A 25,677-nucleotide genomic window follows, 5' to 3' on the forward strand; every position below is an offset into this window, starting at 1 on the left:
GCCTGGTTGTGGGGCAAGCCCCAAACACGCATCCTCTCCAAAAGAATCAGTTAGCTGCGCCTCCGCCATCTTGTTTTTATTGTGCGTGAGCCGTTTCGTCTTGTTCTTATTATGAGTTGCAGTGCTTGTTATTGTTCTTGTACCAAAGATATAGCAGGTGCCGTGCCAACTTTTGAAAACCCAGCAAAATCAGGGGTTTGAGCGGGTTTTGCAATTCTTGGCAGGTCGAAAAGGTCGGGATTTCGTTACCGTACGCCTCGGGGACTGTTACGGCGGAAGGCTGGGGTAACAGATTTTTACGGGAGGTGATGTGTTACCTGCGGGGCGTCGTGACACGTTCTGCGCCTGTGAGACCGAGCGCCGCCCGCGCGGCGCTTCGCGGCTAAAGCCGCTCCTACAGTTGTTCGGTCCAATTTTTTCTGTGGGTTTTGCGCGCGAATGCCTTGGCGCATGGCTCGAGATTGCGTCGTACAACAAGGCGGTCGTGCGCGCGTGGCACAGGAGGGACTGGCCCGAAACAAATGTAGGAGCGGCTTTAGCCGCGAAGCGCCGCGCGGGCGGCGCTCGATCTCACCGACGCCGCGAAGGCCACGGCGTGCGGTGCGCAGGTGGGTTATTCGCTGGTAGCGTTGCTCTTGCGCCGTGGGATGCCCAGGCGTTGGCGGCGTTCCCACAGGCACTTGCGGCTGACGCCGAGCTTGCGTGCCAGTTCGGTCTCGGTCATGTGGTCCTGGTGTTCAAGCACGAAGTGCTGGAAGTAGTCTTCCAGCGACAGGTCTTCGGTCGGCTCGTGGCTCGCATTGGCCGCGCTGGACACCACCAGGGCATTGTCGAGGATGTCGTCCTCTTCCAGGTCGCTCAGCTCGATGTCGATGCCAAGCAGCTCGGCGGAAATTTCTGCGCTCTCGCTGAGGATCACCGCGCGCTCCACGGCGTTCTCCAGTTCACGCACGTTACCGGGCCAGCTGTAGTGACGAATGGCTTGCTCGGCCTCGGCCGAGAAGTGCAGGTCGTCGCGGCCGATGCGAGCGCTCTGGCGGGCGAGGAAGACGCTGGCGATCTCGTTGACGTCGCTGCCACGCTCGCGCAGGGCCGGCAGCTTCAGGGCAATGACGTGCAGGCGGTAATACAAGTCTTCACGGAACTGGCCGGCCTTGGCCAGGTTTTTCAGGTCGCGGTGGGTCGCGGCGATCAGGCGCACATCGACCTTTTGCGACTGCACCGAACCTACCCGGCGTATCTCGCCTTCCTGCAGCACACGTAGCAGGCGAGCCTGGGCTTCCAGCGGCAGTTCGCCAATCTCATCGAGGAACAACGTGCCGCCATCGGCGGCCTCCACCAAGCCGGCGCGCCCGGCGCTGGCGCCAGTGAACGCGCCTTTTTCGTGGCCGAACAGTTCGGATTCGATCAGCGTTTCGGGGATGGCTGCGCAGTTCACCGAGATCATCGGTGCCTTGGCCCGGCGAGACAGGTTGTGCAGGGCGCGGGCCACCAGCTCTTTACCGGTGCCCGACTCGCCCTGGATCAGCACATTGGAGTCGGTAGGCGCGACTTTGCGGATCTTGCTGTACATGTCCTGCATGGGCTGGCACGAGCCGATGATGCCGATTTCGCCATTGGCCGTTGCCGCGCTGCCTTTGTCGGGCGCTGCAACCTTGCCATTGCTGGCGCGTGGCTCGGCAGGTGGTGCCGCAGCCGGGGCGTTTTGCCGGTCGCGCAGAATACGCGCCACTGCCTGCAGCATCTCGTCATGGTCGAAGGGCTTGGCGATGTAGTCCACCGCGCCCATTTTCATCGAGTCCACCGCTGAGCGCAGGCTGGCGTAACTGGTCATGATCAGCACCGGGGTGCCTTGGCCGAGCTTGATCAGCTCGGTGCCGGGCGCGCCTGGCAGGCGCAGGTCGCTGACGATGAGGTCGAAAGTGGCAATGCTGAAGCGTTCCTGGGCTTCCTGCACCGAGCCGGCCTCGCTGACCTGGTACTGGTTCCGCTCAAGCAGACGACGCAAGGCCGAGCGGATGATGGTTTCGTCTTCGACGATCAGAATGTGCGGCATTGATTCAATTCTCTCGACGGTCTCGAATTTCAGGGGACGTCGCTACGACATGCCGGGGCAGGGTCACGCGGATCCGGGTGCCACGTTGCCGTTCGATATCGGCCGGGCTGTCGATGGTGATTTGCCCATAATGCTCTTCCACGATGGAATAGACCAGAGCGAGCCCCAGTCCGGTTCCTTCGCCCGGGTCCTTGGTGGTGAAGAAGGGTTCGAACAGGCGGTCCATGATGGTCTTCGGAATCCCGCTGCCTTCGTCTTCGACGATCAGGTCGACGGTGTGCTCGTTAACCTCGCTGCGCACGCGCACGGCGCTGCCGGGCGGCGAGGCATCGCGGGCGTTGGAGAGCAGGTTGATCAGTACCTGGGCCAGGCGCTGCGGGTCACCTTCGGCCCAGTGGTCCGGGTCGCAAAGGTTGAAGAACTGTACTTCGAAATTGCGCCGGTTCAACGCCAGCAGACCGATGGCATCTTGTGCCACTTCGGCCAGGCACACAGGCTCCTCGCTGTTCTGGTGGCTGCCGCCGGCATGGGCGAAGCTCATCAGCGACTGGACGATGCGCGATACGCGCTTGGTCTGGTCAAGGATCTGGCTGGACAACTCGATGATTTCGCCATCGTCTTCGCGTTCCTCGCGCAGGTTTTGCGCCAGGCAGGCGATACCGGTGATCGGGTTGCCGATTTCGTGGGCCACGCCGGCGGCCAGGCGGCCGATGCTGGCCAGGCGCTCGGAGTGCACCAGCTTGTCTTCCAGTGCCTGGGTTTCGGTAAGGTCTTCCACCAGCAGTACCAACCCGCTGTTACCGGGGGCCAGTGGCTCGTCGATGGCTGCCTTGTGCAGGTTCAGCCAGCGCGGCTGGCCGTCCAGCGCCAGGCGCTGCTTGTGCAGGTGCTCGTCGGGCACGTTGATGAAGCCTTGCAGCAGGCCGCGCCAAGGCTCGTCGATGGTGACCAGACGCGAGCCGACCACATGCTTGGCGGCGATGCCGGTGAGCTCTTCCATGGCCTTGTTCCACATCAGGATTTCCTGGTCCTTGGCCAGCGAGCAGACGCCCATGGGCAACTCCTGCAGGGTCTGGCGATGGTAGCGGCGCAGGGCATCGAGTTCGGCGGCCAGCCCGGTCAGGCGCGAGTGGTAGTCCTCCAGGCGGCTTTCGATGAAGTGGATGTCTTCGGTCACGTAGTTTTCGTTACCGGACTTGTACGGCAGGAAAGTCTCGACCATGTCCTGGGCCACGCTCGGCCCCATCAGGCCGGACAGGTTGGCCTCGATGCGGTCGCGCAGGCGGCGCAGGGCATAGGGGCGGCGTTCGTCGAACGGCAGGTAGAGATCGCGTAGCGCTTGCTCCACTTCCTTTTGCGCGGCCTTGGCGCCCAGCGGCTTGGCCAGCTGGGTGGCGAACTCCTGCGGCGAAGCGGCATGCAGTTCGCGGCGTTGCGGGCGGCGCACGTTATCCACGGCACAGGCTTCGGCCGCGCTGACCTCTTCGTTGCTGGCGTTGGTGAACAGCGAGATCAGGGTGAACAGCAGCACGTTGGCCGCCAGCGAGGCGATGGCTGCCATGTGCCAGCTGGTATCGTCCAGCACATAGATCATGTCCAGCAGCGGGATGTAGAAGCCCTGCAAGTTGCCGAGAAGCGGCAGCAGCATGGTCACCATCCACACCAGGGTGCCGGCCAGCAGCCCGGCGATGAAACCGCGGCGGTTGGCGGTTGGCCAGTAGAGCACCGACAGCACCCCAGGCAGGAACTGCAAGGTGGCGACGAAAGCGACGATGCCCAGGTTGGCCAGGCTCTGGTGGTAGTTCTGGCTCAGGTAGAACATGAAGCCGGCGGTGATGATGGCGACGATCAGTGCACGGCGGGTCCACTTCAGCCAACGGTAGATGTTGCCCTCGGCCGGGGGCTGGTAAAGCGGCAGCACCAGATGGTTAAGGGCCATGCCCGACAGCGCCAGGGTGGTGACGATGATCAGGCCGCTGGCTGCCGACAGGCCGCCAATGTAGGCCAGCAGTGCCAACGCCTGGTTGTTGGCGGCGATGCCCAGGCCCAGGGTGAAGTACTCGGGGTTGGTGCTGGCGCCCAGGCGCAGGCCGGCCCACAGCACCAGCGGCACGGCAAGACTCATCAGCAGCAGGAACAGCGGCAGGCCCCAGCTGGCGCTGACCAGCGAGCGCGGATTGAGGTTTTCGGTAAAGGCCATGTGGTACATGTGCGGCATGACGATGGCCGAGGCGAAGAACACCAGCAGCAGGGTGCGCCATGGGCCTTCCTGGAGGGGGGTGTGCAGGGCGGCGAGGGCGGTCTGGTTCTGCAACAGCCAGACTTCCAGCTCGTGCGGGCCGCCGAATACGCCATACAAGGCATACAGGCCGATACCGCCCAGGGCCAGCAGTTTGATCACCGACTCGAAGGCGATGGCGAATACCAACCCCTCATGTTTTTCGCGCGTGGCGATGTGCCGCGAGCCGAAGAAGATGGTGAACAGAATGATCAGCGTGCAAAAGGCAAAGGCCACCCGGGCCTTGACCGGTTCACCGGTAAGGATGCTGATCGAGTCGGCCACCGCCTGGATCTGCAGGGCCAGCAACGGCAGCACGCCAATCAGCATGATGATGGTGGTCAAGGCTCCGGCCCAGGTACTGCGGAAGCGGAAGGCCAGCAGGTCGGCCAGCGATGACAGCTGGTAGGTGCGGGTGATCTTGAGGATCGGGTAGAGCAGCACCGGCGCCAGCAGGAATGCGCCAGACACCCCCAGGTAACAGGCAAGGAAGCCGTAGCCGTACTGGTAGGCCAGGCCAACCGAGCCATAGAAGGCCCAGGCACTGGCGTAAACGCCCAGCGACAGGGTGTAGGTAAGTGGGTGGCGAATGATCGAACGCGGGATCAGCCCGCGCTCGCTGATCCAGGCCACGCCGAACAGCACCATGAGGTACCCGGCGCTGATCAGGATCATCTGGGTCAGGCTAAAGCTCATCGGCATCTCGTTGGCTCTGCAGGATGAAGGTGACGACGATCAGGATCAGCCAGAGCAGGTAGGGGCGGTACCAGGCTCCGGTCGGTTCGATCCACCAGTCCATGATGGCCGGGGAGAACAGGTAGATCCCCACGACCAGAAGCAGGACCAAACGATAGATGTACATGCTGGCCTCGATGGTTGGGCGCTGCGGGCTTGAACTTATTATTGGCGCAAATGGCAGGGGGGATGCTAGCGGGAATCCACAGCGTTAGCCAAGGGTTTGAATTTACTGGGCTTTTGTTTTTGAGAGGAGGAATGAATGTGCCGGCCTCTTCGCGGGTGAACCCACTCCTACAGGTAAAGCGTTGCCTCTAGGTTTATTGAGGACCCTGTGGGAGCGGGCGCGCCCGCGAAGAGACCGGTAAAGGTTCAGCGCAAATCAGCCTCCGGCACGGTGGTCCGCTGCGCGATCGCTTCTGGCCGCCACTGCGTGCGCGCGACTGCCAGCACCTCTGCCGGCGTAGCCAACAGCAGTTCCGGGTCCGTCTCCTGCCCCAGCGCCCGCAATGCCCGCAACAGCAGGGGGGTAGCATGCTCCGCCTGCAGTGGCGGGGAACGGTACGACTTGCCCAGCTTGTGCCCATCTGGCTGCACGATCAGCGGAATATGCAGGTAACGCGGCTGTGAGAAGCCCAACAGTTCCTGCAGGTACAGCTGGCGCGGGGTATTGTCGAGCAGGTCGGCGCCACGCACGATGTCGGTAACACCCTGCCAGGCATCGTCCAGCACCACGGCCAGCTGGTAGGCGTATAACCCGTCACGACGCTGGATGACGAAATCGCCCACCTCACGCCCCAGGTGTTGCTGGTACTCACCCTGCACTCGGTCGGTAAAGCGGTAGATCAGCTCCGGCACCCGCAAGCGGATGGCCGCCCCTTCACGGGCATGCCCGGCGTCGCGGCAAAAGCCTGGGTAGATGCCGTTGTAGCTTTCCAGCTGCTTGCGCGAGCAGGTGCATGCGTACGCCAGGCCCATGTTGAACAGGCGGTCTACCACGGCGGCATAGGCATCGTGGCGCTGGCTCTGGAATACCACCTCGCCATCCCATTGCAGGCCGTAACGTTCCAGCGTCTGGAGGATGGCATCGCGCGCGCCGGGCATTTCCCGGGGCGGGTCGGTGTCTTCCATGCGCAGCAGCCAGCGGCCGTTGACGGCGCGGGCATCGAGCCAGGAGGCGAGGGCGGCGACCAGCGAGCCGAAGTGCAGGAAGCCGCTGGGGGTGGGGGCGAAGCGCCCGATGTAGCTGGAGTCGGTCATGGTCAGGCTGGGTATATAAATGAAACGGGGCGCATGATGCGCCCCGTTCAGGTGGAAGAAAGATCAGCCTTTGCCGACCGTTTTTTCCTTTTTCTCGGCAATTTCCTTGCAGTCGAAGCACAGGTCGGCGGTCGGGCGGGCTTCCAGGCGGCGCAAGCCGATCTCGATGCCGCACGACTCGCACCAGCCGTACTCCTCGTCCTGAATCTTCTGCAGGGTTTTATCGATCTTCTTGATCAGCTTGCGCTCGCGGTCGCGGTTGCGCAGTTCGAGGGCGAACTCCTCTTCCTGGGATGCGCGGTCTGCGGGATCTGCGAAGTTGGCTGCCTCTTCTTTCATATGGTCAACGGTCTTGTCGACGCCGACCATCAGCTCTTGCTTCCAGCCAGTGAGGATCTTGGTGAAGTGCTTGCGCATGGGCTCACCCATGTACTCCTCACCCTTGGTCTCCTGATAGGGTGCAACCCCATAAAGATTCTGGTTGGCTTTTTGCTTTTCTAGGGTGGACATGAATAGACCGCCTCTCACTCATCTGATCCAATGCGCAGGATGCTCCATCTCCGGCGACCGCCGGCCCTGCGACTGCGAGCCGCCGAACTTACCAGATAGATCGGGGGTGCGCTACCCCGCCCGATCCTGCTAATTGACACTGGCCTGAGCGGTACGTTCGGTGGTGTGCAGAGGTAGAATCTCCAGTTTAGACCCAATTGAGAGAAGGTCATGGCCCAACCCTACAGTGCGCGCAGCCGCGCCATCGAACCTTTCCACGTCATGGCGCTGCTGGCCCGTGCCAACGAGCTGCAGGCGGCCGGGCACGATGTGATTCACCTGGAAATCGGCGAGCCGGACTTCACCACGGCTGCCCCCATCGTCGCTGCCGGCCAGGCCGCGCTGGCCGCCGGGCACACTCGCTACACCGCCGCACGCGGTCTGCCGGCACTGCGTGAGGCAATTGCCGGCTTTTATGGGCAGCGCTATGGCCTGAATATCGACCCGGAGCGCATCCTTATTACCCCGGGTGGCTCCGGCGCGCTGCTGCTGGCCAGCAGCCTGCTGGTGGACCCGGGCAAGCACTGGCTGCTGGCCGATCCGGGTTACCCGTGCAACCGCCACTTCCTGCGCCTGGTCGAGGGCGGGGCCCAATTGGTACCGGTGGGCCCGGACGTGAATTACCAACTGACTGCCGACCTGGTTGAGCGCTACTGGGACAAGGACACCGTCGGCGCCCTGGTCGCTTCGCCGGCTAACCCGACCGGAACCGTGCTGGGGCGCGAAGCGTTGGCCCGTCTGGCCAAATCCACCCATGAGCGGCATGGTCATCTGGTGGTGGACGAGATCTACCACGGCCTCACCTACGGCATCGACGCGCCAAGCGTGCTGGAAGTCGACGACTCGGCATTTGTCCTGAATAGTTTTTCCAAGTATTTCGGCATGACCGGTTGGCGCCTTGGCTGGCTGGTGGCCCCGCCCGGTGCGGTGGCCGACCTGGAGAAACTGGCGCAGAACCTGTACATCAGCGCGCCGAGCATGGCCCAACATGCCGCGCTGGCCTGTTTCCAGCCCGAGGCGCTGGCCATTTTCGAAGAGCGCCGCGCCGAATTCGCCCGCCGTCGCGACTACCTGCTGCCCGCCCTGCGTGAACTGGGTTTCCGCATTGCCGTCGAGCCGCAAGGCGCGTTCTACCTGTATGCCGATATCAGCGCTTTTGGCGGTGACGCGTTCGCATTCTGCCGACACTTCCTGGAAACCGAGCACGTGGCGTTCACGCCGGGCCTGGACTTTGGTCGCCACCTGGCCGGGCACCATGTGCGCTTCGCTTATACCCAGAGCCTGCCGCGCCTGGAAGAAGCGGTGCAGCGTATTGCCCGTGGCCTGCAGAGCTGGCAAGGCTGATGCGTTTCTCTCCGTCACTCGAGCAGGGCCGCCTGCTGCGTCGCTACAAGCGCTTTCTGGCCGATATCGAACTGGCCAGCGGCGAGCAGATGACTATCCACTGCCCGAATACCGGCTCCATGCTCAACTGCATGCGTGAAGGTGGGCAGGTGTGGTTCAGCCGCTCCAACGACCCCAAGCGCAAGCTGCCAGGCACCTGGGAAATCAGCGAAACCCCCCAGGGGCGGTTGGCCTGCGTGAATACCGGGCGGGCAAATGCGTTGGTCGAAGAGGCCCTGCGCGCCGGCACTATCACTGAACTGGCCGGTTTCACTGCACTCAGGCGCGAAGTGGCCTATGGCGAGGAAGGCAGCCGTATCGACTTTCGCCTGGAGTTCGAGGGTGCCCCGGCCTATGTCGAGGTCAAAAGTGTGACGCTGAGCTACCCCGACACTGCTGTTGCGGCCTTCCCCGACGCGGTGACTCAGCGCGGTGTGAAACACCTGCGCGAGCTGGCAACGCTGGCCCGGCAGGGCGTGCGGGCCGTGCAGCTGTATTGCGTGAACCTGACCGGTATCGACGCTGTGCGCCCGGCCGAGGAAATCGATATGGCCTACGCCCAGGCGCTGCGCGCTGCAGTAGCGGACGGGGTGGAGGTGCTGGCCTATGGCACCCGGCTGGACGCCGAGGGTATCGTCATCGATCGCCGCTTGCCGGTGCTGCTTACCCCTTGAACCAGATGCCCTGGCTGTCTTCGTGGCAGCCCAGGGGCTGCAGTTGCTCACCCTCGCAGGGCCCTGCCACGCATTCGCCGCTTTCTATCAGGAACAGCGCACCGTGATGGGCGCAGTGGATGAGGCTGGCGCTGTCATCCAGAAACGCGTCGTCTGCCCAGTTCAGTGGGATGTCCCGGTGCGGGCAGCGGTTGCGGTACAGGTACACCTGACCTTGGCGACGCACGCCGAACAGTTCGAGGCCGTCTACGCTGAAGGCGCGGCTTTGGCCCTCGGCCAGGCTGAGGGATGGACAAAGGAAGTGCATGGCAAGGATGGCTCGTGAGACACGTGATGGCTTGACGCTCCAATGCGAATAATTATCAAATTGCCCGCATTCGCTGCGCCCGGCTGTGTATGGTGCGCAGTTCCGCTGCTCGCCACAAGGCGTGCAGCCCGTCTTCAGAAGGAACCCGATGATGCGCCGTCCAGCTGCTTTTCTCGCTTTGTGTGCAAGCCTTGTGCTCTCAACCCAAGCCTTGGCAGCCGAACTGCCGCAACGCTGGGTCAGTGCTGGTGGCGCCTTGAGCGAGTGGATAACCGCATTGGGCGGCGAAGCACGCCTGGTCGGTGTGGACACTACCAGTCAGCACCCGGCCTCGTTGAAGTCGTTGCCCAGTGTGGGTTATCAACGACAGCTGTCGGCCGAAGGCATTCTCAGCTTGCGCCCGGATGTGCTGGTGGGCACCGAGGAAATGGGACCGCCACCGGTACTGGCGCAAATCCGCAAGGCCGGCGTGCGGGTCGAGTTGTTCTCCAGCAAGGCCGAGCTGCCGGCAGTAGATGAAAACCTCAGGCACCTGGGGCAGTTGCTCGGTGCAGAGCAGCAAGCGTCCGCGCTTGCAGCGGACTACCGCCAGCGGCTCGATGCGTTGCATGTCAACGTCAAGCTGGCCCAGGCCGGGGAGCAGGCTCCTGGGGTGTTGCTGCTGGTCGGTCATGCCGGGGCCAAGCCGCTGATTGCCGGGCAAGGCACTGCCGGTGACTGGCTGCTGGGCCAGGCGGGTGGGCGAAACCTGGCCGCGCACCAGGGCTACAAGAACTTCTCCAACGAAGCCTTGGCGGCGCTTGACCCGGATGTGATCGTGTTTTCCGACCGGGCGCTGGCCGATGAGCAGGCCTTGCAGGCGCTGTTGAAAGAAAACCCCGCGCTGGCTGCCTCGCGGGCCGTGCGTGAGAAACGCCTGGTCTCACTGGACCCGACGCTGTTGGTCGGCGGGCTCGGGCCTCGGCTACCGGCGACCTTGCAGTCGTTGGCAGCCACCTTCTACCCGGCTGCTCAGGCCAGCTTCGCACAATGAAACAACGGGTCCAGTCACGTACGTTGTTCATTAGCCTGAGCCTGCTGTGCCTGTTGGCGATCTGGCTGTCACTGGCGCTGGGGCCAGTCAGCCTGCCGATGTTCGATACGCTGCGCGCTGGGCTGCGTCTTTTGGGATTGCCTGTTTCCGAAGATGGCCTGCAGCAGGCCGAGATGATCCTTGGCCAGATCCGCTTGCCGCGCACCCTGTTGGGGTTGGCGGTGGGCGCGGTGCTGGCGCTGTCCGGGGTGGCCATGCAGGGGCTGTTCCGCAACCCGCTGGCCGACCCCGGGCTGGTAGGCGTTGCCGCCGGCGCCGCAGTGGGGGCAGCGGTTGCCATTGTCGGCGGCGCCTGGTTTGGCGGCATGCCGGATGCTTTCGCGCCTTATCTGCTGTCGTTCTGCGCTTTTGTCGGCGGGCTTGGGGTCACTGCGCTGGTCTACCGCCTGGGGCGCCGCGATGGCCAGACCAACGTTGCCACGATGCTGCTGGCTGGCGTGGCCATGACCGCGCTGGGTGGTGCGGTCGTGGGGCTGTTCTCTTACCTGGCCGATGATGCCACCTTGCGCACGCTGACATTCTGGAACCTTGGCAGCCTCAATGGCGCCAGCTATGAGCGGCTGTGGCCATTGTTGCTGGTGGCGGTAGCGGTAGCGGTGTGGCTGCCACGCCGGGCCAAGGCGCTGAATGCCCTGTTGCTGGGGGAGTCGGAGGCACGTCACCTGGGCGTTGACGTGGAGCGGCTCAAGCGTGAGTTGGTGTTCTGCACGGCGCTGGGGGTAGGGGCTGCAGTGGCTGCAGCCGGGTTGATCGGCTTCATCGGCCTGGTAGTACCGCACCTGGTACGCCTCCTGGCCGGGCCCGATCACCGTGTGGTGCTGCCAGCCTCGCTGCTGGCCGGCGGTGTGCTGATGTTGTTCGCCGACTTGGCGGCGCGGCTGCTGCTGGCGCCTGCCGAGCTGCCGATTGGTATCGTCACGGCCTTCATCGGTGCGCCGTTCTTCCTGTTCCTGCTGATGCGAGGGCGCGGCTGATGTTGCAAGTAGAGGGCCTGTATCTGTGCAGGGGCAGCAATGAGGTACTGCACGACATTCACCTGCAGTTGCCTCCGGGGCAGGTCGTGGGTGTGCTTGGTCCCAACGGTGCCGGCAAGAGCAGCCTGCTGAGTGTGCTTTGCGGTGAACTGGCGCCCGACCGCGGGCGGGTGACGCTGCAGGACCGCCCCCTGGCCGATTGGGCCGGGCAGGAACGGGCAAGGCGCCTGGCAGTGCTGCCACAGGTGTCCAGCCTGGGTTTCTCGTTTCGGGTCGAGGAAGTGGTGGGCATGGGGCGCATGCCTCATGGCACCGGTCAGCGACGCGATGCGGAAATTGTCGAAGCGGCGTTGCGGGCGGCAGATGCCTGGCACCTGGTAGAGCGCAGTTACCTGGCGCTTTCCGGTGGCGAGCGGCAACGGGTACACCTTGCCCGCGTGCTGGCGCAGCTATGGCCGGGCGAGGAAGGTGCCACTTTGCTGCTCGACGAACCGACCTCGATGCTCGACCCGCTACATCAGCACACCACCCTGGAAGCCGTTCGCCGCTTTGCCGACTGCGGTGCTGCAGTGTTGGTGATCCTGCATGACCTGAACCTGGCGGCGCGGTACTGTGATCGTATCCTGTTGCTGGAGCAGGGGCGCTGCCACGCGTTTGCCACGCCCGAAGCGGTACTGACCCCAGCGGCACTGAGGGCGGTGTACGGTATCGACGTACTGGTGCAGGCGCACCCCGAGCGCGGGCATCCGCTGATCATCACCCGTTGATTCTCGAACCGTGCACGGCCTCTGTGGAAGCGGCCTTGTCTCGCGACAGGTCCGCCCCGGGGCAGGCCATTCAAATTGTGGATGACATGGAGTAACTGCCGATGCGACACGCGCTGCTGTCTGGTTTCTCGCTGTGCCTGGTACTGGCGCTAGGCGGCTGTCAGGCCAGCCTGCCGCCGTTGCCCGCCTGGCAGAGCAGCGAAGGTCGCACCCACGCCGAGCTGGGGAAGATTGTCGATCTGTCCAATGAGCAGGTCATTAGCCCTGAACAGCTGGTACAGCGCCTGGCTGTCGCACCCCGCGTGCTTGTCGGCGAGAAGCACGACAACCCTGACCATCACGCGCTGCAACTATGGCTGCTGCGCGCTCTTCAAGGCCAGCGCTCTCAGGGCAGTCTGTTGCTGGAAATGCTGCAGCCCGGCCAGCAATCACGGGTGGACAAGCTGGTGGGGCAGCCTTTGCCGGTAGACTTGCCCAAGGCGCTGGCCTGGCAGGAGGGCTGGGATTGGCAGTTGTACGGGCCGATTGTCACCGAAGCCCTGCAGCATCGGGTGTCGTTGCTGGCAGCCAACCTTTCGCCCGCCGAGATGCGTCAGGCCTATCGACAGCCGGCTCCGGTGCAGGGCGAAAAGTCCAATGCACCCGCAGTAAAGGCTGCCTTGCTGGAACAGGTGCGCGCCGGACATTGCGGGATGCTGCCGGAAAGCCAGTTACCGGCGATGCTGGCCGTTCAGCAGCAGCGCGACCGGCGCATGGCCGAGCGTTTGCAGGCGGCACCGCAACCGGCACTGCTGTTTGCCGGGGCTTACCATGTGCGCAAGGACCTGGGCATACCCTTGCATCTGGCTGACCTGGGGGCGTCGGACGAGAGCAAGGTATTGCTGCTGGCTGAGGTGGGCGAGCGAGTCGAGCCTGGCGAGGCTGACTATGTGTGGTACACGGCAGCGATGCCGGAGCAGGATTATTGTGCGCTATTGCGGCGTTGATCCGGAAAAAGCCCAGGCAAAAAAAGACCCGGCAAACTGCCGGGTCAATAACCGTGATTAGCCTGATGAGGAGATAATCTGAGAGTCCGAACCAGGGGCTCTTAGCTTATCCAACCAGTCTCGCGACCAGTTGTGATAATCATAACAATTCTCATTTAGGCGTCAATCCCTTTACGCCGATTATTTTGGTTTTTTTTGCGTAGGGTTTTTCGCGTCCAATTGTTGGTTGAGTGCTTCCTTGCGTTCGAGCGGCAAATCGTTCCAGTGCATGTCCAGCAGGGCGCCTTCAATGGCATACAACAGCACCTTCGATGCACGGAACCCTCGTGTCTTCACGGCCTGGTACGCACCCACCGCGCCCAGGCGGCGCAAATCCGATGCACTGTGGATGCCAGCTGCATGCAGCCACTGCGCAGAAGTCTTGCCAAGGTTCTTCAGATGCTGCAATTCATCGTTCATCGAGCCTCCTTGCGATGGCTGAACGGGAATGGGGGGATAAATCGCGAGCAGGTCTGAGAGGAGTGTAGCGGGGGTTGGGAAATATGCGGCTTTTTGCCATCGGAGGGTGAGCGGCCTGTGCCTGCCCCTTCGGGGGTAGGCACAGGAAGATGACGAACTTACAGGCCAGGCAACCGCTGGCGAATCTGCTCGATCACCTGGTCCATGCTGCCAGCAGCCTGGGTATCGACGCGGGTGCTGTGCACCAGCTCCTGCGCATCCAGCGCCTCACGGCTGGCCTGCTGGGCCTTGATTACCTCCAGCGTGGCATCCGAGGGGTCGCTGTTTTCGGCCTGGCGCTGCTCCAGCCAACTGGCGATGACCGCCTCCGGCGCGTGGCAGTCGAGGATGAGGAACGGCACTCCGGTCTGGCTGGCAACGTCTGCCGCAGCCTGGCGCTGCTCACGCTTGAGGTAGGTGGCGTCCAGCACCACCGGGAAGCCGGCGCGCAGCACGGTCGCTGCCACCTCGTGCAGGCGCTGATAGGTCGCTGCGCTGGCCTCCTGGTCGTATATGCCCGTACTCAGCTGGCCGGCGTCGGCCTGCTGTTGTTCGCCGAACAGGCGCTTGCGCTCCACGTCCGAACGCACGCGCACTGCACCCAAGGCCTCGACCAGACGCATGGCCACGTGACTTTTGCCCACCGCCGAAACGCCATGGGTGATGGCCAGCAGCCGCGACGGGATGGCACTGTAGCTTTCGGCCAGGTTGGCGTAGTTGCGGTAGGTGCGCAGGGTGGTGGCACGCTGCACGCCATCAGCGTCGGCCGGCATGCTGAACAGTGCGACCTTGGCCCGCACCAGCGCGCGATAGGCCTTGTAGAAGTTGAGCAGTTCCAGGCCTTCGTAGTCCCCCGTCAGTTCCAGGTACTGGCTGATGAAACGTCGGGCCAGGCACTTCAGGCCGCGGTCTTCCAGGTCCATGGCCAGGAAGGCGGTGTCGGCGTAGACGTCGGTCAGTCGGAAAGGCTCGTTGAATTCGATGCAATCGAAGATCACCACCTTGCCATCGATCAAGGTGGCGTTGCCCAGGTGGATGTCACCGTGGCACTCACGGATGAAGCCATTGGCCTTGCGCCTTTCCAGCAGGCCGTGCAGGCGCTCGAAGCTGCTGCGGGCCCAGGCCTGCAGGGCGTCGAGTTGCTGCAGATCGGCTTTGTCGCTGAGGAATGGGCGAATTTGCTCGAAGTTCTGCTCCACCGGGGCCATCACGCTGTCTGGCGTGCCCAGCGGGTGCTCCATCGGCACACGTGGGGCCTGCAGGTGAAACTCGGCAATCTGCCGGGCCATCTGGTCGATGTGCGTGGCGTTCAGTTCGCCATTGGCCTGCAGGGTGTTGAGCATCTGGCCCTGGGGGAACTGGCGCATCTTCAGCACGTATTCGATGGCTTCACCTTCGCCACCGATCTGCGGTGCGTCGACGCTACCGGTGATCGGCAGCACTTCCAGATACAGGCCTTCGGTCAGTCGCTGGTTCAGGCGCAACTCTTCGTTACAGAAATGCTGGCGCTGGTCCAGCCCGGTGAAGTCCAGGAAACCGAAATTCATCGGTTTCTTGACCTTATAGGCGTACTCGCCAGTGAGCAGGACCCAGGAGATATGCGTCTCGATGAGCTGAAACCCATCCACGGGATGAGGGTACAGGGCAGGGTTCTGCAACGCAGTAATAAGAGCTTGGCTCACGGCAAATCCTTCCGGGGCAAGGGAATTCGAATGCGCCATTATGGTCAATGGTGCCGTCCCTGCCTACCGCTGGGCCGTCTGCCCAGCCTTTATAAAGTGCGTATAATCCGCCGCCATGACCCGAACCCGAAATTCCCGCACCCCTCAGAAACGCCCGACCGGCCGCTCCCGCGCCTGGCTGGGCTGGGCTTTGAAGCTCAGCCTGGTAGGCCTGGTGATCGTCGCCGGCTTCGCGGTTTACCTCGATGCCGTCGTCCAGGAAAAGTTCTCCGGCAAGCGCTGGACCATCCCGGCCAAGGTGTATGCCCGGCCGCTGGAACTGTTCACCGGCCAGAAGTTGAGCAAGAACGACTTCCTCACCGAGCTCGATGCGCTTGGCTACCGTCGCGAAAGCGCGGCCAACGGCCCCGGCGCTGCGTCCGTCAACGGCAATACCGTCGACCTCAATACCCGTGGCTTCCAGTTCTACGAGGGCATGGAACCGGCGCAGTTCGTGCGCGTGCGCTTCTCTGGCGATTACGTTGCGGGCCTTTCCGGTGCCAACGGCAAGTCGCTTGACGTGGTGCGGCTGGAGCCGCTGATGATCGGCGGCATCTACCCGAAAAATCTCGAGGACCGCATCCTGATCAAGATCGATCAGGTACCCAAGTATCTGCTTGAGACCCTGGTGGCCACGGAAGACCGCGACTTCTACAGCCACCACGGCGTGTCGCCCAAGTCCATCGCCCGGGCCATGTGGGTCAACACTTCGTCCGGCTCTATGCGCCAGGGTGGCAGTACCCTGACCCAGCAGTTGGTGAAAAACTTCTACCTCAGCAGCGAGCGCAGCCTCAGCCGTAAGCTGACCGAGGCGATGATGGCGATACTGCTCGAACTGCACTACGACAAGCGCGAAATCCTTGAGGCCTACCTCAACGAGGTGTTCGTCGGCCAGGACGGTCAACGCGCCGTGCACGGCTTTGGCCTGGCTAGCCAGTTCTTCTTCAGTCAGCCCTTGTCTGAGCTGAAACTGCATCAGATCGCCCTGCTGGTGGGCATGGTCAAAGGCCCGTCCTATTACAACCCGCGGCGTCACCCCGAGCGCGCTTTGGCGCGCCGCAACCTGGTGCTCGACCTGGTGGCCGAGCAGGGTGTGGCCAGCCAGGCAGAAGTCGATGCGGCGAAGAAGATGCCGCTGGGCGTGACCAAGCGTGGCAGCCTGGCCGACAGCTCGTTCCCGGCCTTCCTCGACCTGGTCAAACGACAGCTACGTCAGGACTACCGCGACGAAGACTTGACCGAAGAAGGCCTGCGCATCTTTACCAGCTTCGACCCGATCCTGCAGATGAAGGCCGAAACCTCGATGAGAGAGACCTTCAAGCGCCTGTCGGGCCGCAAGGGGGCTGACGAGGTGGAAGCGGCAATGGTCGTGACCAACCCTGAGACAGGTGAAGTACAGGCGTTGATCGGTAGCCGCCAGGCAGGCTTCGCCGGCTTCAACCGGGCCATCGATGCTGTGCGGCCGATCGGCTCGCTGGTCAAGCCGTCGGTATACCTGACCGCGCTGGAGCAGCCAAGCAAGTACACCCTGACCAGTTGGATGCAGGACGAGCCATTTTCGGTCAAGGGGGCTGACGGCCAGGTCTGGCGCCCGCAAAACTATGACCGTCGCCCGCACGGCACTATCTACCTGTACCAGGGGCTGGCCAACTCGTACAACCTGTCGACCGCCAAGCTCGGCCTGGAAGTGGGTGTGCCGAACGTGATCAAGACCATTGGTCGGTTGGGGGTGAATGTCGATTGGCCAGCGTTCCCGGCCATGTTGCTGGGGGCTGGTGGCATGTCGCCAATGCAGGTGGCAACCATGTATCAGACCATCGCCAACGGCGGCTTCAACACGCCGATGCGCGGTATCCGCAGCGTGCTCACCGCCGAGGGCGAGCCGCTCAAGCGTTACCCGTTCCAGATCCAACAAACCTTCGACCCGGGTGCCATTTACCTGGTGCAGAACGCCATGCAGCGCGTAATGCGCGAAGGTACAGGGCGCTCGGTGTACAACACCTTGCCACGCTCGCTGACCTTGGCGGGCAAGACCGGTACCAGTAACGACTCGCGTGACAGCTGGTTCTCCGGCTTCAGTCAGGATCTGCTGGCCGTGGTGTGGATGGGCCGTGACGATAACGGCAAGACACCGTTTACCGGCGCCACCGGAGCCTTGCAGGTGTGGACCAGCTTCATGAAGAAGGCCGACCCGCTGCCGCTGGATATGCCGCAACCGGACAACGTGGTGCAGGCCTGGATCGACCCGTACACTGGCCATGGGTCTGATGCCAGCTGTCCGGGAGCGGTGCAGATGCCGTATATTCGCGGGAGTGAGCCGCCGGCCGGCGCAACCTGTGGCGGTGAGCAGGATCCAGTCGAATCGGTAATGGACTGGGTCAAGGGCTGGATGAATTAAGCACAGGCTGCATTGATGAGGTGTGACGTGAACAAGTGGCTGTTTCCTGCCGTGACGGCGTTGGCTGTGCTCCAGGGGTGCTCCAGCGTCCCGCGTGGCAATATTCCGGTGGTCGATTCGAGCACCCGTGTGTCCAACAGCGAACGCGTGACGGCCAACCGCTCGGCGGGTGGCTATAACACCGGCACCGCCCAGGCGCAAACACTGCCGGAGGACTCCGGCGTCACCGTGATGATCCCGCAGGGCGCAGGCGCTTCGGCCATCCAGACGTTCCCGGCGAACAATGGCGCAGCACCGATCACTCCGGGGCCGATCACTCCTGGCCCTGTCAGCTCGGCACCGATGACCACCAATCCCAACCCGATTGCCGATGAGCCTTTCGACATTGCCGCGATGAACAGCACTTCGCAAAGCGCCAGCGCGCCAACCGGTATTCCGCGCAGCGCTGCCGCCGGTGGCCTGTCGGCCGACGAGCAACTGGACGGCCCGGTGCTGGCATTGCTGACCACTGCGCAGACGCAGCAGGGCAGTGGCGACTTCAACGGTGCCGCCTCGAGCCTGGAGCGTGCCCAGCGTATTGCTCCGCGTGAGCCGCAGGTGCTGTATCGCCTGGCCCAGGTGCGCCTCTCGCAAGGTGATGCAGCGCAGGCAGAGCAGTTGGCGCGCCGCGCCCTGACCTACGCCAACGGCCGCCCAAGCCTGCAGGCTGAGCTATGGAACACGATCGCCCAGGCCCGTGAAAAGCAGGGTGACAGCGCTGGCGCTGCGCTGGCCCGGCAAAAGGCGCGGGTCAATTCGTGATGATCGAGCAACGCATTCTGGATATTGCCGACCACCTGCTATTGATCGAGCGTGAACTGCAGGTGCAAGGCTGGTGGGATGACGAGCCGCCAAGCGACGAGGCATTGGCCAGTACGGTGCCGTTCGCCGTGGATACCCTCAGTTTCGAGCAATGGCTGCAATGGATCTTCCTGCCCCGCATGAAGATCATCATCGAGCTGGGTCACCCGCTGCCCAATGCATCGAGCATCCTTGTCATGGCCGAAACCGTGTTTACCGACCGGCCGGAGCAAAGTCGTGAGCTACGGCGCCTGTTGGCAGCTTTTGATCAATTGATCGCTCCTTCCGCCTGATTTCTTCAGTTTTTCCTTCTAGGGCCGCAGATTGTGGCCCTTTTTATTGGAAATCTTCTTAATTCTGCTGCTGAAGCGATTTTTAGTGGTGGCAGGAATTCATCTTGGGGAAAAATTGGCAATAATTTTTCTTGACTTGTTGGCGCCGAATCACAAGAATCCAACTTCCGCTGTAGAGGGACTGCCAGAAGCAGACCCGCTAAGCAGATCATGAGGTGCACACCCGCGCCGACCTGTTACACCCCGCAACGCGTTACCTCGCGCTGGGTGGGAAACCCCCGCAACACTCTGGGGATCTCCCAATACTTGCTCAGTCAGTGCTGACGTTCGCTCATGCTCTGCTTGGCAGTAAACCTATTAAGACCCGTCCAGTGAGGGCGGTATTCTGGCGTTTTAGAGGTGAACAACGTGGAGCTTTTATCTGGCGCTGAGATGGTCGTCCGCTTCTTGCGTGACGAAGGCGTTAAGCACATCTACGGGTACCCTGGTGGTGCTCTCCTGCATGTTTACGACGCACTGTTCAAAGAACCGGAAGTGGAACACATCCTGGTTCGTCACGAGCAGGCGGCAACCCATATGGCGGACGGCTACGCTCGCGCCACCGGCAAGGCCGGTGTGGTGCTGGTAACCTCCGGTCCTGGCGCGACCAATGCCATCACCGGCATTGCCACCGCCTACATGGACTCGATTCCGATGGTCATCCTGTCCGGCCAGGTGCCTAGCACCATGGTGGGCACCGATGCCTTCCAGGAAACCGACATGATCGGTATCTCGCGGCCGATCGTGAAGCACAGCTTCATGATCAAGAACCCGACCGAGATCCCTGAAATTCTGAAAAAAGCTTTCTACCTGGCGCAATCCGGTCGCCCAGGTCCAGTCGTGGTCGACATTCCAAAAGACATGACCAACCCGGCTGAGAAGTTCGAATACGTCTACCCGAAAAAGGTCAAGCTGCGCTCCTACAGCCCGGCGGTCCGCGGTCACTCCGGCCAGATCCGCAAGGCTGCCGAGATGCTTCTGGCAGCCAAGCGCCCGGTCGTCTACTCCGGTGGCGGTGTGATCCTCGGCGGTGGCTCCGAAGCCCTGACTGAAATCGCCAAGTCGCTGAACCTGCCGGTTACCAATACCCTGATGGGTCTGGGTGGCTTCCCGGGTACCGACCGCCAGTTCCTCGGCATGCTTGGCATGCATGGCAGCTACACCGCCAACATGGCCATGCACAATGCCGACGTCATCTTTGCCGTCGGTGCGCGTTTCGACGACCGCGTTGTAAACGGTCCGGCCAAGTTCTGCCCGAATGCCAAGATCATCCACATCGACATCGACCCGGCGTCGATCTCGAAGATGATCAAGGCCGACGTGCCGATCGTCGGCCCGGTCGACAGCGTACTCAGCGAAATGCTCGGCATCCTCAAGGAAATCGGCGAGCAGCCTGACAAGGCGGCGCTGGATGCCTGGTGGAAGCAGATTGACGAATGGCGTGGCGATGGCGAGTTGTTCCCTTACGACAAGGGCGATGGCAACGTCATCAAACCGCAAAAAGTCATCGAGACACTGTGCGAAGTGACCAATGGCGATGCCTTCGTCACTTCCGACGTGGGTCAACACCAGATGTTTGCCGCGCAGTACTACCGCTTCAACAAGCCAAACCGCTGGATCAACTCCGGTGGCCTGGGCACCATGGGCTTCGGCTTCCCGGCGGCGATGGGCATCAAGCTCAACTTCCCGGATCAGGACGTGGCCTGTGTGACCGGTGAAGGCAGCATCCAGATGAACATTCAGGAGCTGTCCACCTGCATGCAATACGGCCTGCCGGTGAAGATCGTCAACCTGAACAACGGTGTGTTGGGCATGGTCCGCCAATGGCAGGACATGGCCTACAACGGTCGTCATTCGCACTCGTACGTCGAGTCGCTGCCTGACTTCATCAAGCTGGCCGAAGCCTATGGCCATGTGGGTATCCGCATTACCAGCCTGAAAGACCTCAAGCCGAAGCTGGAGGAAGCGTTTGCGATGAAGGACCGTCTGGTGTTCATCGACATCGCGGTTGACCGCAGTGAGCACGTCTATCCGATGCAGATCAAGGATGGCTCGATGCGTGACATGTGGCTGAGCAAGACGGAGCGTACCTGATATGCGGCACATCATTTCCCTGCTGCTGGAAAACGAACCCGGTGCGTTGTCCCGTGTGGTCGGCCTGTTCTCCCAGCGCAACTACAACATTGAAAGCCTGACTGTAGCGCCGACCGAAGACCCGACCCTGTCGCGTCTGACGCTGACCACCGTTGGCCATGACGAAGTGATCGAACAGATCACCAAGAACCTGAACAAGCTGGTCGAAGTGGTCAAGCTTGTCGACCTGTCGGAAAGCGCTCATATCGAGCGTGAACTGATGCTGGTCAAGGTCAAGGCCACCGGTGCCCAGCGCGCCGAGATCAAGCGCACCACGGATATCTTCCGCGGCCAGATCGTCGACGTGACCGCCAGCGTGTACACCGTGCAGCTGAGCGGTACCAGCGACAAACTGGACAGCTTCATCCAGGCGATCGGCACTGCATCGATTCTGGAAACCGTGCGCAGCGGCGTTACCGGCATTGCCCGTGGCGACAAAGTGCTCAGCATCTAAATTTAAAAATTAGCGATGGCTCCGCAGGGGCCGAGATATAACCAGGGGTATTTTTATGAAAGTTTTCTACGATAAAGACTGCGACCTTTCCATCATCCAGGGTAAGAAAGTCGCCATCATCGGTTACGGCTCCCAGGGCCACGCTCAGGCGTGCAACCTGAAAGACTCCGGTGTAGACGTTACCGTCGGTCTGCGTAAAGGTTCGGCTACCGTTGCCAAGGCTGAAGCCCACGGCCTGAAAGTTGCTGATGTTGCTACCGCTGTCGCTGCGGCTGACCTGGTCATGATCCTGACCCCGGACGAGTTCCAGGGCTCGCTGTACAAGAACGAAATCGAGCCGAACATCAAGAAGGGCGCTACCCTGGCCTTCTCTCACGGTTTCTCGATCCACTACAACCAGGTGGTTCCGCGTGCCGATCTCGACGTGATCATGATCGCGCCGAAAGCCCCGGGCCACACCGTTCGCTCCGAGTTCGTCAAAGGCGGCGGTATCCCTGACCTGATCGCTATCTACCAGGACGCTTCCGGCAACGCCAAGAACGTCGCACTGTCCTACGCTTCGGGCGTGGGTGGTGGCCGCACCGGCATCATCGAAACTACCTTCAAGGACGAAACCGAAACCGACCTGTTCGGTGAGCAGGCTGTTCTGTGTGGCGGTACCGTCGAACTGGTCAAAGCCGGTTTCGAAACCCTGGTCGAAGCTGGCTACGCGCCGGAAATGGCCTACTTCGAGTGCCTGCACGAGCTGAAGTTGATCGTAGACCTCATGTACGAAGGCGGCATTGCCAACATGAACTACTCGATCTCCAACAACGCCGAATACGGTGAGTACGTGACTGGTCCGGAAGTCATCAACGAAGAATCCCGCAAGGCCATGCGCAATGCTCTGAAGCGCATCCAGGACGGCGAGTACGCGAAGATGTTCATCTCCGAAGGTGCTACCAACTACCCATCGATGACCGCCAAGCGTCGCAACAACGCCGCTCACGGCATCGAAATCATCGGCGAGCAACTGCGTTCGATGATGCCGTGGATCTCGGCTAACAAAATCGTCGACAAGACCAAGAACTAAGTCTTATCGAAAGATGAAAAACGCGGCTTCGGCCGCGTTTTTTCGTTCTGGCATCCAGCTTCTGGTATAAAGCAGACCAGTGGCTCGCTGTCAGAACCTGTTTCGCGGGCCCGTGTCGAACATTTTCCATCCTGTTGCAAGGTACCCTCCATGAGCGAACGTCCCGAAGAGCCGAACAAGCCCTCCGACGCCGAAAGCCTGCTACCTGTCGATGAGCACGTTGAAGAAGGGCATGACGCCGAAGGCCGCAAGGTGCGCCACCGCGGCATCTACCTGCTGCCCAACCTGTTTACCACCGCCAACCTGTTTGCCGGTTTCTATTCCATCATCAGCTCGATGAGCGCACAGAGCGCCCTGAGTGCCGGCGACCCGCGCGAGGCGAGCAAGTACTTCGCTTTTGCCGCTATCGCCATCTTCGTGGCCATGGTGCTCGACGGCCTGGACGGCCGCGTTGCGCGTATGACCAACACCCAGAGTGCCTTCGGTGCCGAGTATGACTCGCTGTCGGATATGGTCGCCTTCGGCGTGGCCCCGGCTTTGCTGGCCTTCGGCTGGGCGCTGGGTGACATGGGCAAGGTCGGCTGGATGGTTGCATTCATCTATGTGGCCGGTGCCGCGTTGCGCCTGGCGCGCTTCAATACCCAGGTCGGTACCGCCGACAAGCGCTACTTCATCGGCCTGGCCAGCCCGGCTGCCGCAGGTGTGGTGGCGGGCACCGTATGGGCGTTCAGCGACTATGGCATCCAGGGCTCCAAGCTGTCGTTCCTGGTGGCGCTGCTGGTGGCTGCTGCTGGCATGCTGATGGTCAGCAACATCAAGTACAACAGCTTCAAGGAGCTGGACCTCAAGGGACGCGTGCCGTTCGTGGCGATCCTGGCGGTGGTGCTGGTGTTTGCCGTCGTATTCAGCGACCCACCACGTATCCTTCTGCTGATCTTCCTTGCCTATGCAGCATCGGGGCCGATCCAGTTCCTGCTGAAGGCGCGCCGTCGCAAAGTGTGAAAATCACTTAACGCTGGAATAACCTCGCGGCTCCATAGTCTTACTGGTACATCCGTTACTCAGTGCTATGGAGCCGTTCATGCTTATCAAGCTTCCCAGGTCTTCCGAGTGCAAGGCGTCGGAGATCACCCCCGAAAGCATTTACCTTTCCCGTCGCACCCTGCTGGGCGGCTCATTGGCTGGCTTGGCGCTAGGCGCATTACCGGGTGGGGTGGGCGCGGCGCAAGTGTCGCGTTATGCCGATGTGCAGGCTGGGGCCGCGCCGGCCTGGTTCACTGACAAGCTCTCCGCCACGCGCTGGCAAGCGGTGACGGTGAAGGACGAGGCTATCACGCCGTTCAAGGATGCCACCCACTACAACAACTTTTACGAGTTCGGGCCCGACAAGGGAGACCCGGCGGCCAATGGCGACAGCCTGAAGACCGAACCGTGGTCCATTGTGGTGGATGGTGAGGTTGGCAAACCCGGACGCTATGCTCTGGAGGACTTCGTAAAACCCTATCAGCTTGAGGAGCGGATCTATCGGCTGCGCTGCGTAGAGGCGTGGTCGATGGTCATTCCGTGGCTGGGGTTCCCTCTGGCTCAGGTGCTCAAGCAGGTCGAGCCGACCTCGAGGGCGCGTTATGTGCGTTTCGAAACGCTGAAGGATCCTCAGCATATGCCCGGGCAGCGGTCAGGATTCGCCTTGATCGACTGGCCTTATAGAGAAGGGTTGCGCCTGGATGAGGCGATGCACCCGCTGGCAATTCTCGCGGTGGGTATGTACGGCCGGGAGCTGCCCAATCAGAACGGCGCGCCGTTGCGTCTGGTGGTGCCTTGGAAGTATGGCTTCAAGAGCATCAAGTCGATTGTGCGCATCAGCCTGGTAGCGGAGCAGCCTGGTACTACCTGGGAAGGGCTGGCGCCGGATGAATATGGTTTCTATGCCAATGTGAATCCGACAGTCGACCACCCGCGCTGGAGTCAGGCGCGCGAACGTCGCTTGCCCAGCGGGTTGTTCAGCCCCAACGTGCGGGAGACACAGATGTTCAATGGCTACGCTGATGAAGTGGCGTCGCTGTATACCGGGCTCGATCTGCGGAAGAACTACTGATGCGTTACCCCTGGTTTCGCTTGGCCATCTTTGTCGTGGGCTGCCTGTTTCCGGTGTGGTGGCTATATGAAGCGGCGATGAACCTGCTGGGGCCTGATCCCGGGAAGATCATGATGGACCGCCTTGGGCTTGGGGCGCTCACCTTCTTGCTGGTGACCTTGAGCATGACCCCACTGCAGAAGCTGACGGGCTGGTCTGGCTGGATTGTGGTTCGCCGGCAGCTGGGGTTGTGGGTGTTCGCCTATATAGTGCTGCACATCCTGGCTTACCTGTTTTTCATTCTGGGGCTGGATTGGGGGCAGTTGGCGGTGGAACTGAGCAAGCGGCCATACATTATTGTGGGAGCGCTGGGGTTCCTGGGTCTGCTGGTGCTGGCGGTCACCTCTAACCGGTACAGCCAGCGGCGGCTTGGGGCGCGTTGGAAAAAGTTGCACAGGTTGGTGTATGCGGTGCTTGGGTTGGGCTTGCTGCATTTCCTGTGGATCGTGCGCTCGGACCTTCGGGAGTGGGCGATCTATGCGTCTATTGGGGCTGTGTTGATGGTGTTGCGGATTCCTGCTGTTGCGCGGGTGCTTCCCAGGGTTGCCAGGAAGCAGGGTCGGGCGGTTTGAGAGTGGGGCGGGGCTGCCAAGGGCCTGTCTTGAGATAGCAATGGCAGTAGAGGGGCCCGCCTTTGTTTCTCTGGTGTCTGTGAGATCGAGCGCCGCCCGCGTCCGGCTCGAGACATTCATCGCCTGCGAGACCGAGCGCCGCCAGCGTCCGGCTCGAGACATTCATCGCCTGCGAGACCGAGCGCCGCCCGCGCGGCGCTTCGCGGGTAAACCCGCTCCTACGTTTGTTTCGGGCCAATTATGCCTGTGGGATTCGCGCGCGAACGCCTTGGTGCCTGTCTCGATATCGCGGCGTACCAACAAGGCGGTCGCGCGCGCCCGGCACAGGAGGGACTGGCCCGAAACAAACGTAGGAGCGGGTTTACCCGCGAAGCGCCGCGCGGGCGGCGCTCGATCTCACCGGCGCAGAAACTGTTGTGGCGAACACTTGGCAGCCCCGATACGGTCTTTTCCCCTTATAT

The 25,677-nt window shown here is 62.0% G+C and carries 23 protein-coding genes; 15 read left to right on the plus strand and 8 right to left on the minus strand.

Annotation, left to right across the window (positions count from 1 at the left end; all coding sequences use genetic code 11):
- Nucleotides 1-613 precede the first annotated feature (613 nt).
- From J3A98_RS01155 to dksA, 5 genes are all read right to left on the minus strand, one after another.
- Nucleotides 614-2,056, minus strand: coding sequence for a sigma-54 dependent transcriptional regulator (locus J3A98_RS01155; RefSeq protein WP_176685365.1), 1,443 nt, complete (start codon nt 2,054-2,056; stop codon nt 614-616).
- A gap of 4 nt (nt 2,057-2,060) precedes the next feature.
- Nucleotides 2,061-5,036 carry a sensor histidine kinase gene (locus J3A98_RS01160; protein WP_176685364.1) on the minus strand — a complete coding sequence of 992 codons (2,976 nt, stop codon included), beginning with the start codon at nt 5,034-5,036 and terminating at the stop codon, nt 2,061-2,063.
- Nucleotides 5,020-5,196, minus strand: coding sequence for a hypothetical protein (locus tag J3A98_RS01165; protein WP_003250005.1), 177 nt, complete (start codon nt 5,194-5,196; stop codon nt 5,020-5,022). Before J3A98_RS01165 ends, J3A98_RS01160 begins: the two co-directional genes overlap by 17 nt.
- Before the next feature lie 245 nt (nt 5,197-5,441).
- Nucleotides 5,442-6,329, minus strand: coding sequence for a tRNA glutamyl-Q(34) synthetase GluQRS (gene gluQRS, locus J3A98_RS01170; protein ID WP_176685363.1), 888 nt, complete (start codon nt 6,327-6,329; stop codon nt 5,442-5,444).
- Nucleotides 6,330-6,392: 63 nt separating this feature from the next.
- The gene (gene dksA, locus J3A98_RS01175) at nt 6,393-6,839 is read right to left on the minus strand and encodes an RNA polymerase-binding protein DksA (RefSeq protein WP_003250009.1); all 447 of its coding nucleotides are present in this window, start codon (nt 6,837-6,839) and stop codon (nt 6,393-6,395) included.
- A gap of 210 nt (nt 6,840-7,049) precedes the next feature.
- Between dksA and J3A98_RS01180 the strand changes: the two genes are divergently transcribed.
- Both J3A98_RS01180 and sfsA read left to right on the plus strand, forming a co-directional pair.
- On the plus strand, nt 7,050-8,222 hold the full coding sequence (locus J3A98_RS01180; RefSeq protein ID WP_176685362.1) for a pyridoxal phosphate-dependent aminotransferase: 1,173 nt from the start codon (nt 7,050-7,052) through the stop codon (nt 8,220-8,222).
- On the plus strand, nt 8,222-8,935 hold the full coding sequence (sfsA, locus tag J3A98_RS01185; RefSeq protein ID WP_209963416.1) for a DNA/RNA nuclease SfsA: 714 nt from the start codon (nt 8,222-8,224) through the stop codon (nt 8,933-8,935). Before J3A98_RS01180 ends, sfsA begins: the two co-directional genes overlap by 1 nt.
- Here the strand turns inward: sfsA and J3A98_RS01190 are convergent.
- Complete coding sequence (locus J3A98_RS01190; protein ID WP_021784782.1) at nt 8,925-9,242, minus strand: Rieske (2Fe-2S) protein; 318 nt, start codon at nt 9,240-9,242, stop codon at nt 8,925-8,927. The genes sfsA and J3A98_RS01190 overlap by 11 nt on opposite strands.
- A gap of 148 nt (nt 9,243-9,390) precedes the next feature.
- Between J3A98_RS01190 and J3A98_RS01195 the strand changes: the two genes are divergently transcribed.
- The 4 genes from J3A98_RS01195 to J3A98_RS01210 all read left to right on the plus strand — a co-directional run bounded on the left by J3A98_RS01195 (nt 9,391) and on the right by J3A98_RS01210 (nt 13,062).
- Nucleotides 9,391-10,275: an ABC transporter substrate-binding protein gene (locus J3A98_RS01195; protein ID WP_209963418.1), complete on the plus strand. Its 885-nt coding sequence runs from the start codon at nt 9,391-9,393 to the stop codon at nt 10,273-10,275.
- Nucleotides 10,276-10,325: 50 nt separating this feature from the next.
- Nucleotides 10,326-11,309: an iron ABC transporter permease gene (locus J3A98_RS01200; RefSeq protein WP_209969713.1), complete on the plus strand. Its 984-nt coding sequence runs from the start codon at nt 10,326-10,328 to the stop codon at nt 11,307-11,309.
- Nucleotides 11,309-12,076: a heme ABC transporter ATP-binding protein gene (locus tag J3A98_RS01205; RefSeq protein ID WP_209963420.1), complete on the plus strand. Its 768-nt coding sequence runs from the start codon at nt 11,309-11,311 to the stop codon at nt 12,074-12,076. Before J3A98_RS01200 ends, J3A98_RS01205 begins: the two co-directional genes overlap by 1 nt.
- Nucleotides 12,077-12,177: 101 nt before the next feature.
- Complete coding sequence (locus J3A98_RS01210; protein WP_209963425.1) at nt 12,178-13,062, plus strand: ChaN family lipoprotein; 885 nt, start codon at nt 12,178-12,180, stop codon at nt 13,060-13,062.
- 180 nt (nt 13,063-13,242) lie between these two features.
- On the opposite strand, the gene J3A98_RS01215 is transcribed toward J3A98_RS01210, so the two are convergent.
- Both J3A98_RS01215 and J3A98_RS01220 read right to left on the minus strand, forming a co-directional pair.
- Nucleotides 13,243-13,521 carry a TfoX/Sxy family protein gene (locus J3A98_RS01215; protein ID WP_010955337.1) on the minus strand — a complete coding sequence of 93 codons (279 nt, stop codon included), beginning with the start codon at nt 13,519-13,521 and terminating at the stop codon, nt 13,243-13,245.
- A 158-nt stretch (nt 13,522-13,679) separates the two neighbouring features.
- The gene (locus tag J3A98_RS01220; protein WP_209963428.1) at nt 13,680-15,242 is read right to left on the minus strand and encodes a bifunctional aminoglycoside phosphotransferase/ATP-binding protein; all 1,563 of its coding nucleotides are present in this window, start codon (nt 15,240-15,242) and stop codon (nt 13,680-13,682) included.
- Between the two features lie 115 nt (nt 15,243-15,357).
- On the opposite strand from J3A98_RS01220, the gene mrcB reads away from it, so the two are divergent.
- From mrcB to msrQ, 9 genes are all read left to right on the plus strand, one after another.
- Nucleotides 15,358-17,679 (plus strand): penicillin-binding protein 1B, encoded by a 2,322-nt coding sequence (gene mrcB, locus J3A98_RS01225; RefSeq protein ID WP_176685356.1) that lies wholly within the window; start codon nt 15,358-15,360, stop codon nt 17,677-17,679.
- A gap of 15 nt (nt 17,680-17,694) precedes the next feature.
- Entirely contained in the window at nt 17,695-18,480 is a 786-nt protein-coding gene (locus J3A98_RS01230) for a tetratricopeptide repeat protein (protein WP_176685355.1), read from the plus strand.
- Entirely contained in the window at nt 18,480-18,812 is a 333-nt protein-coding gene (locus tag J3A98_RS01235) for a YqcC family protein (RefSeq protein WP_019099850.1), read from the plus strand. Before J3A98_RS01230 ends, J3A98_RS01235 begins: the two co-directional genes overlap by 1 nt.
- 408 nt (nt 18,813-19,220) lie before the next feature.
- Entirely contained in the window at nt 19,221-20,945 is a 1,725-nt protein-coding gene (locus J3A98_RS01240) for an acetolactate synthase 3 large subunit (RefSeq protein WP_209963432.1), read from the plus strand.
- Between the two features lies 1 nt (nt 20,946).
- Entirely contained in the window at nt 20,947-21,438 is a 492-nt protein-coding gene (gene ilvN / locus J3A98_RS01245) for an acetolactate synthase small subunit (protein ID WP_003250040.1), read from the plus strand.
- 55 nt (nt 21,439-21,493) lie between these two features.
- Entirely contained in the window at nt 21,494-22,510 is a 1,017-nt protein-coding gene (gene ilvC, locus J3A98_RS01250) for a ketol-acid reductoisomerase (protein WP_209963435.1), read from the plus strand.
- Nucleotides 22,511-22,660: 150 nt separating this feature from the next.
- The gene (pssA, locus tag J3A98_RS01255) at nt 22,661-23,512 is read left to right on the plus strand and encodes a CDP-diacylglycerol--serine O-phosphatidyltransferase (RefSeq protein WP_021784770.1); all 852 of its coding nucleotides are present in this window, start codon (nt 22,661-22,663) and stop codon (nt 23,510-23,512) included.
- A 79-nt stretch (nt 23,513-23,591) separates the two neighbouring features.
- On the plus strand, nt 23,592-24,605 hold the full coding sequence (msrP, locus tag J3A98_RS01260) for a protein-methionine-sulfoxide reductase catalytic subunit MsrP (RefSeq protein ID WP_209963438.1): 1,014 nt from the start codon (nt 23,592-23,594) through the stop codon (nt 24,603-24,605).
- A complete protein-coding gene (msrQ, locus tag J3A98_RS01265; protein WP_209963441.1) occupies nt 24,605-25,216 on the plus strand; it encodes a protein-methionine-sulfoxide reductase heme-binding subunit MsrQ in 612 nt (203 codons plus the stop codon). Before msrP ends, msrQ begins: the two co-directional genes overlap by 1 nt.
- Nucleotides 25,217-25,677 lie beyond the last annotated feature (461 nt).

It is taken from the genome of Pseudomonas sp. BP6 (assembly GCF_017875935.1).
GTDB lineage: Bacteria > Pseudomonadota > Gammaproteobacteria > Pseudomonadales > Pseudomonadaceae > Aquipseudomonas > Aquipseudomonas putida_Y.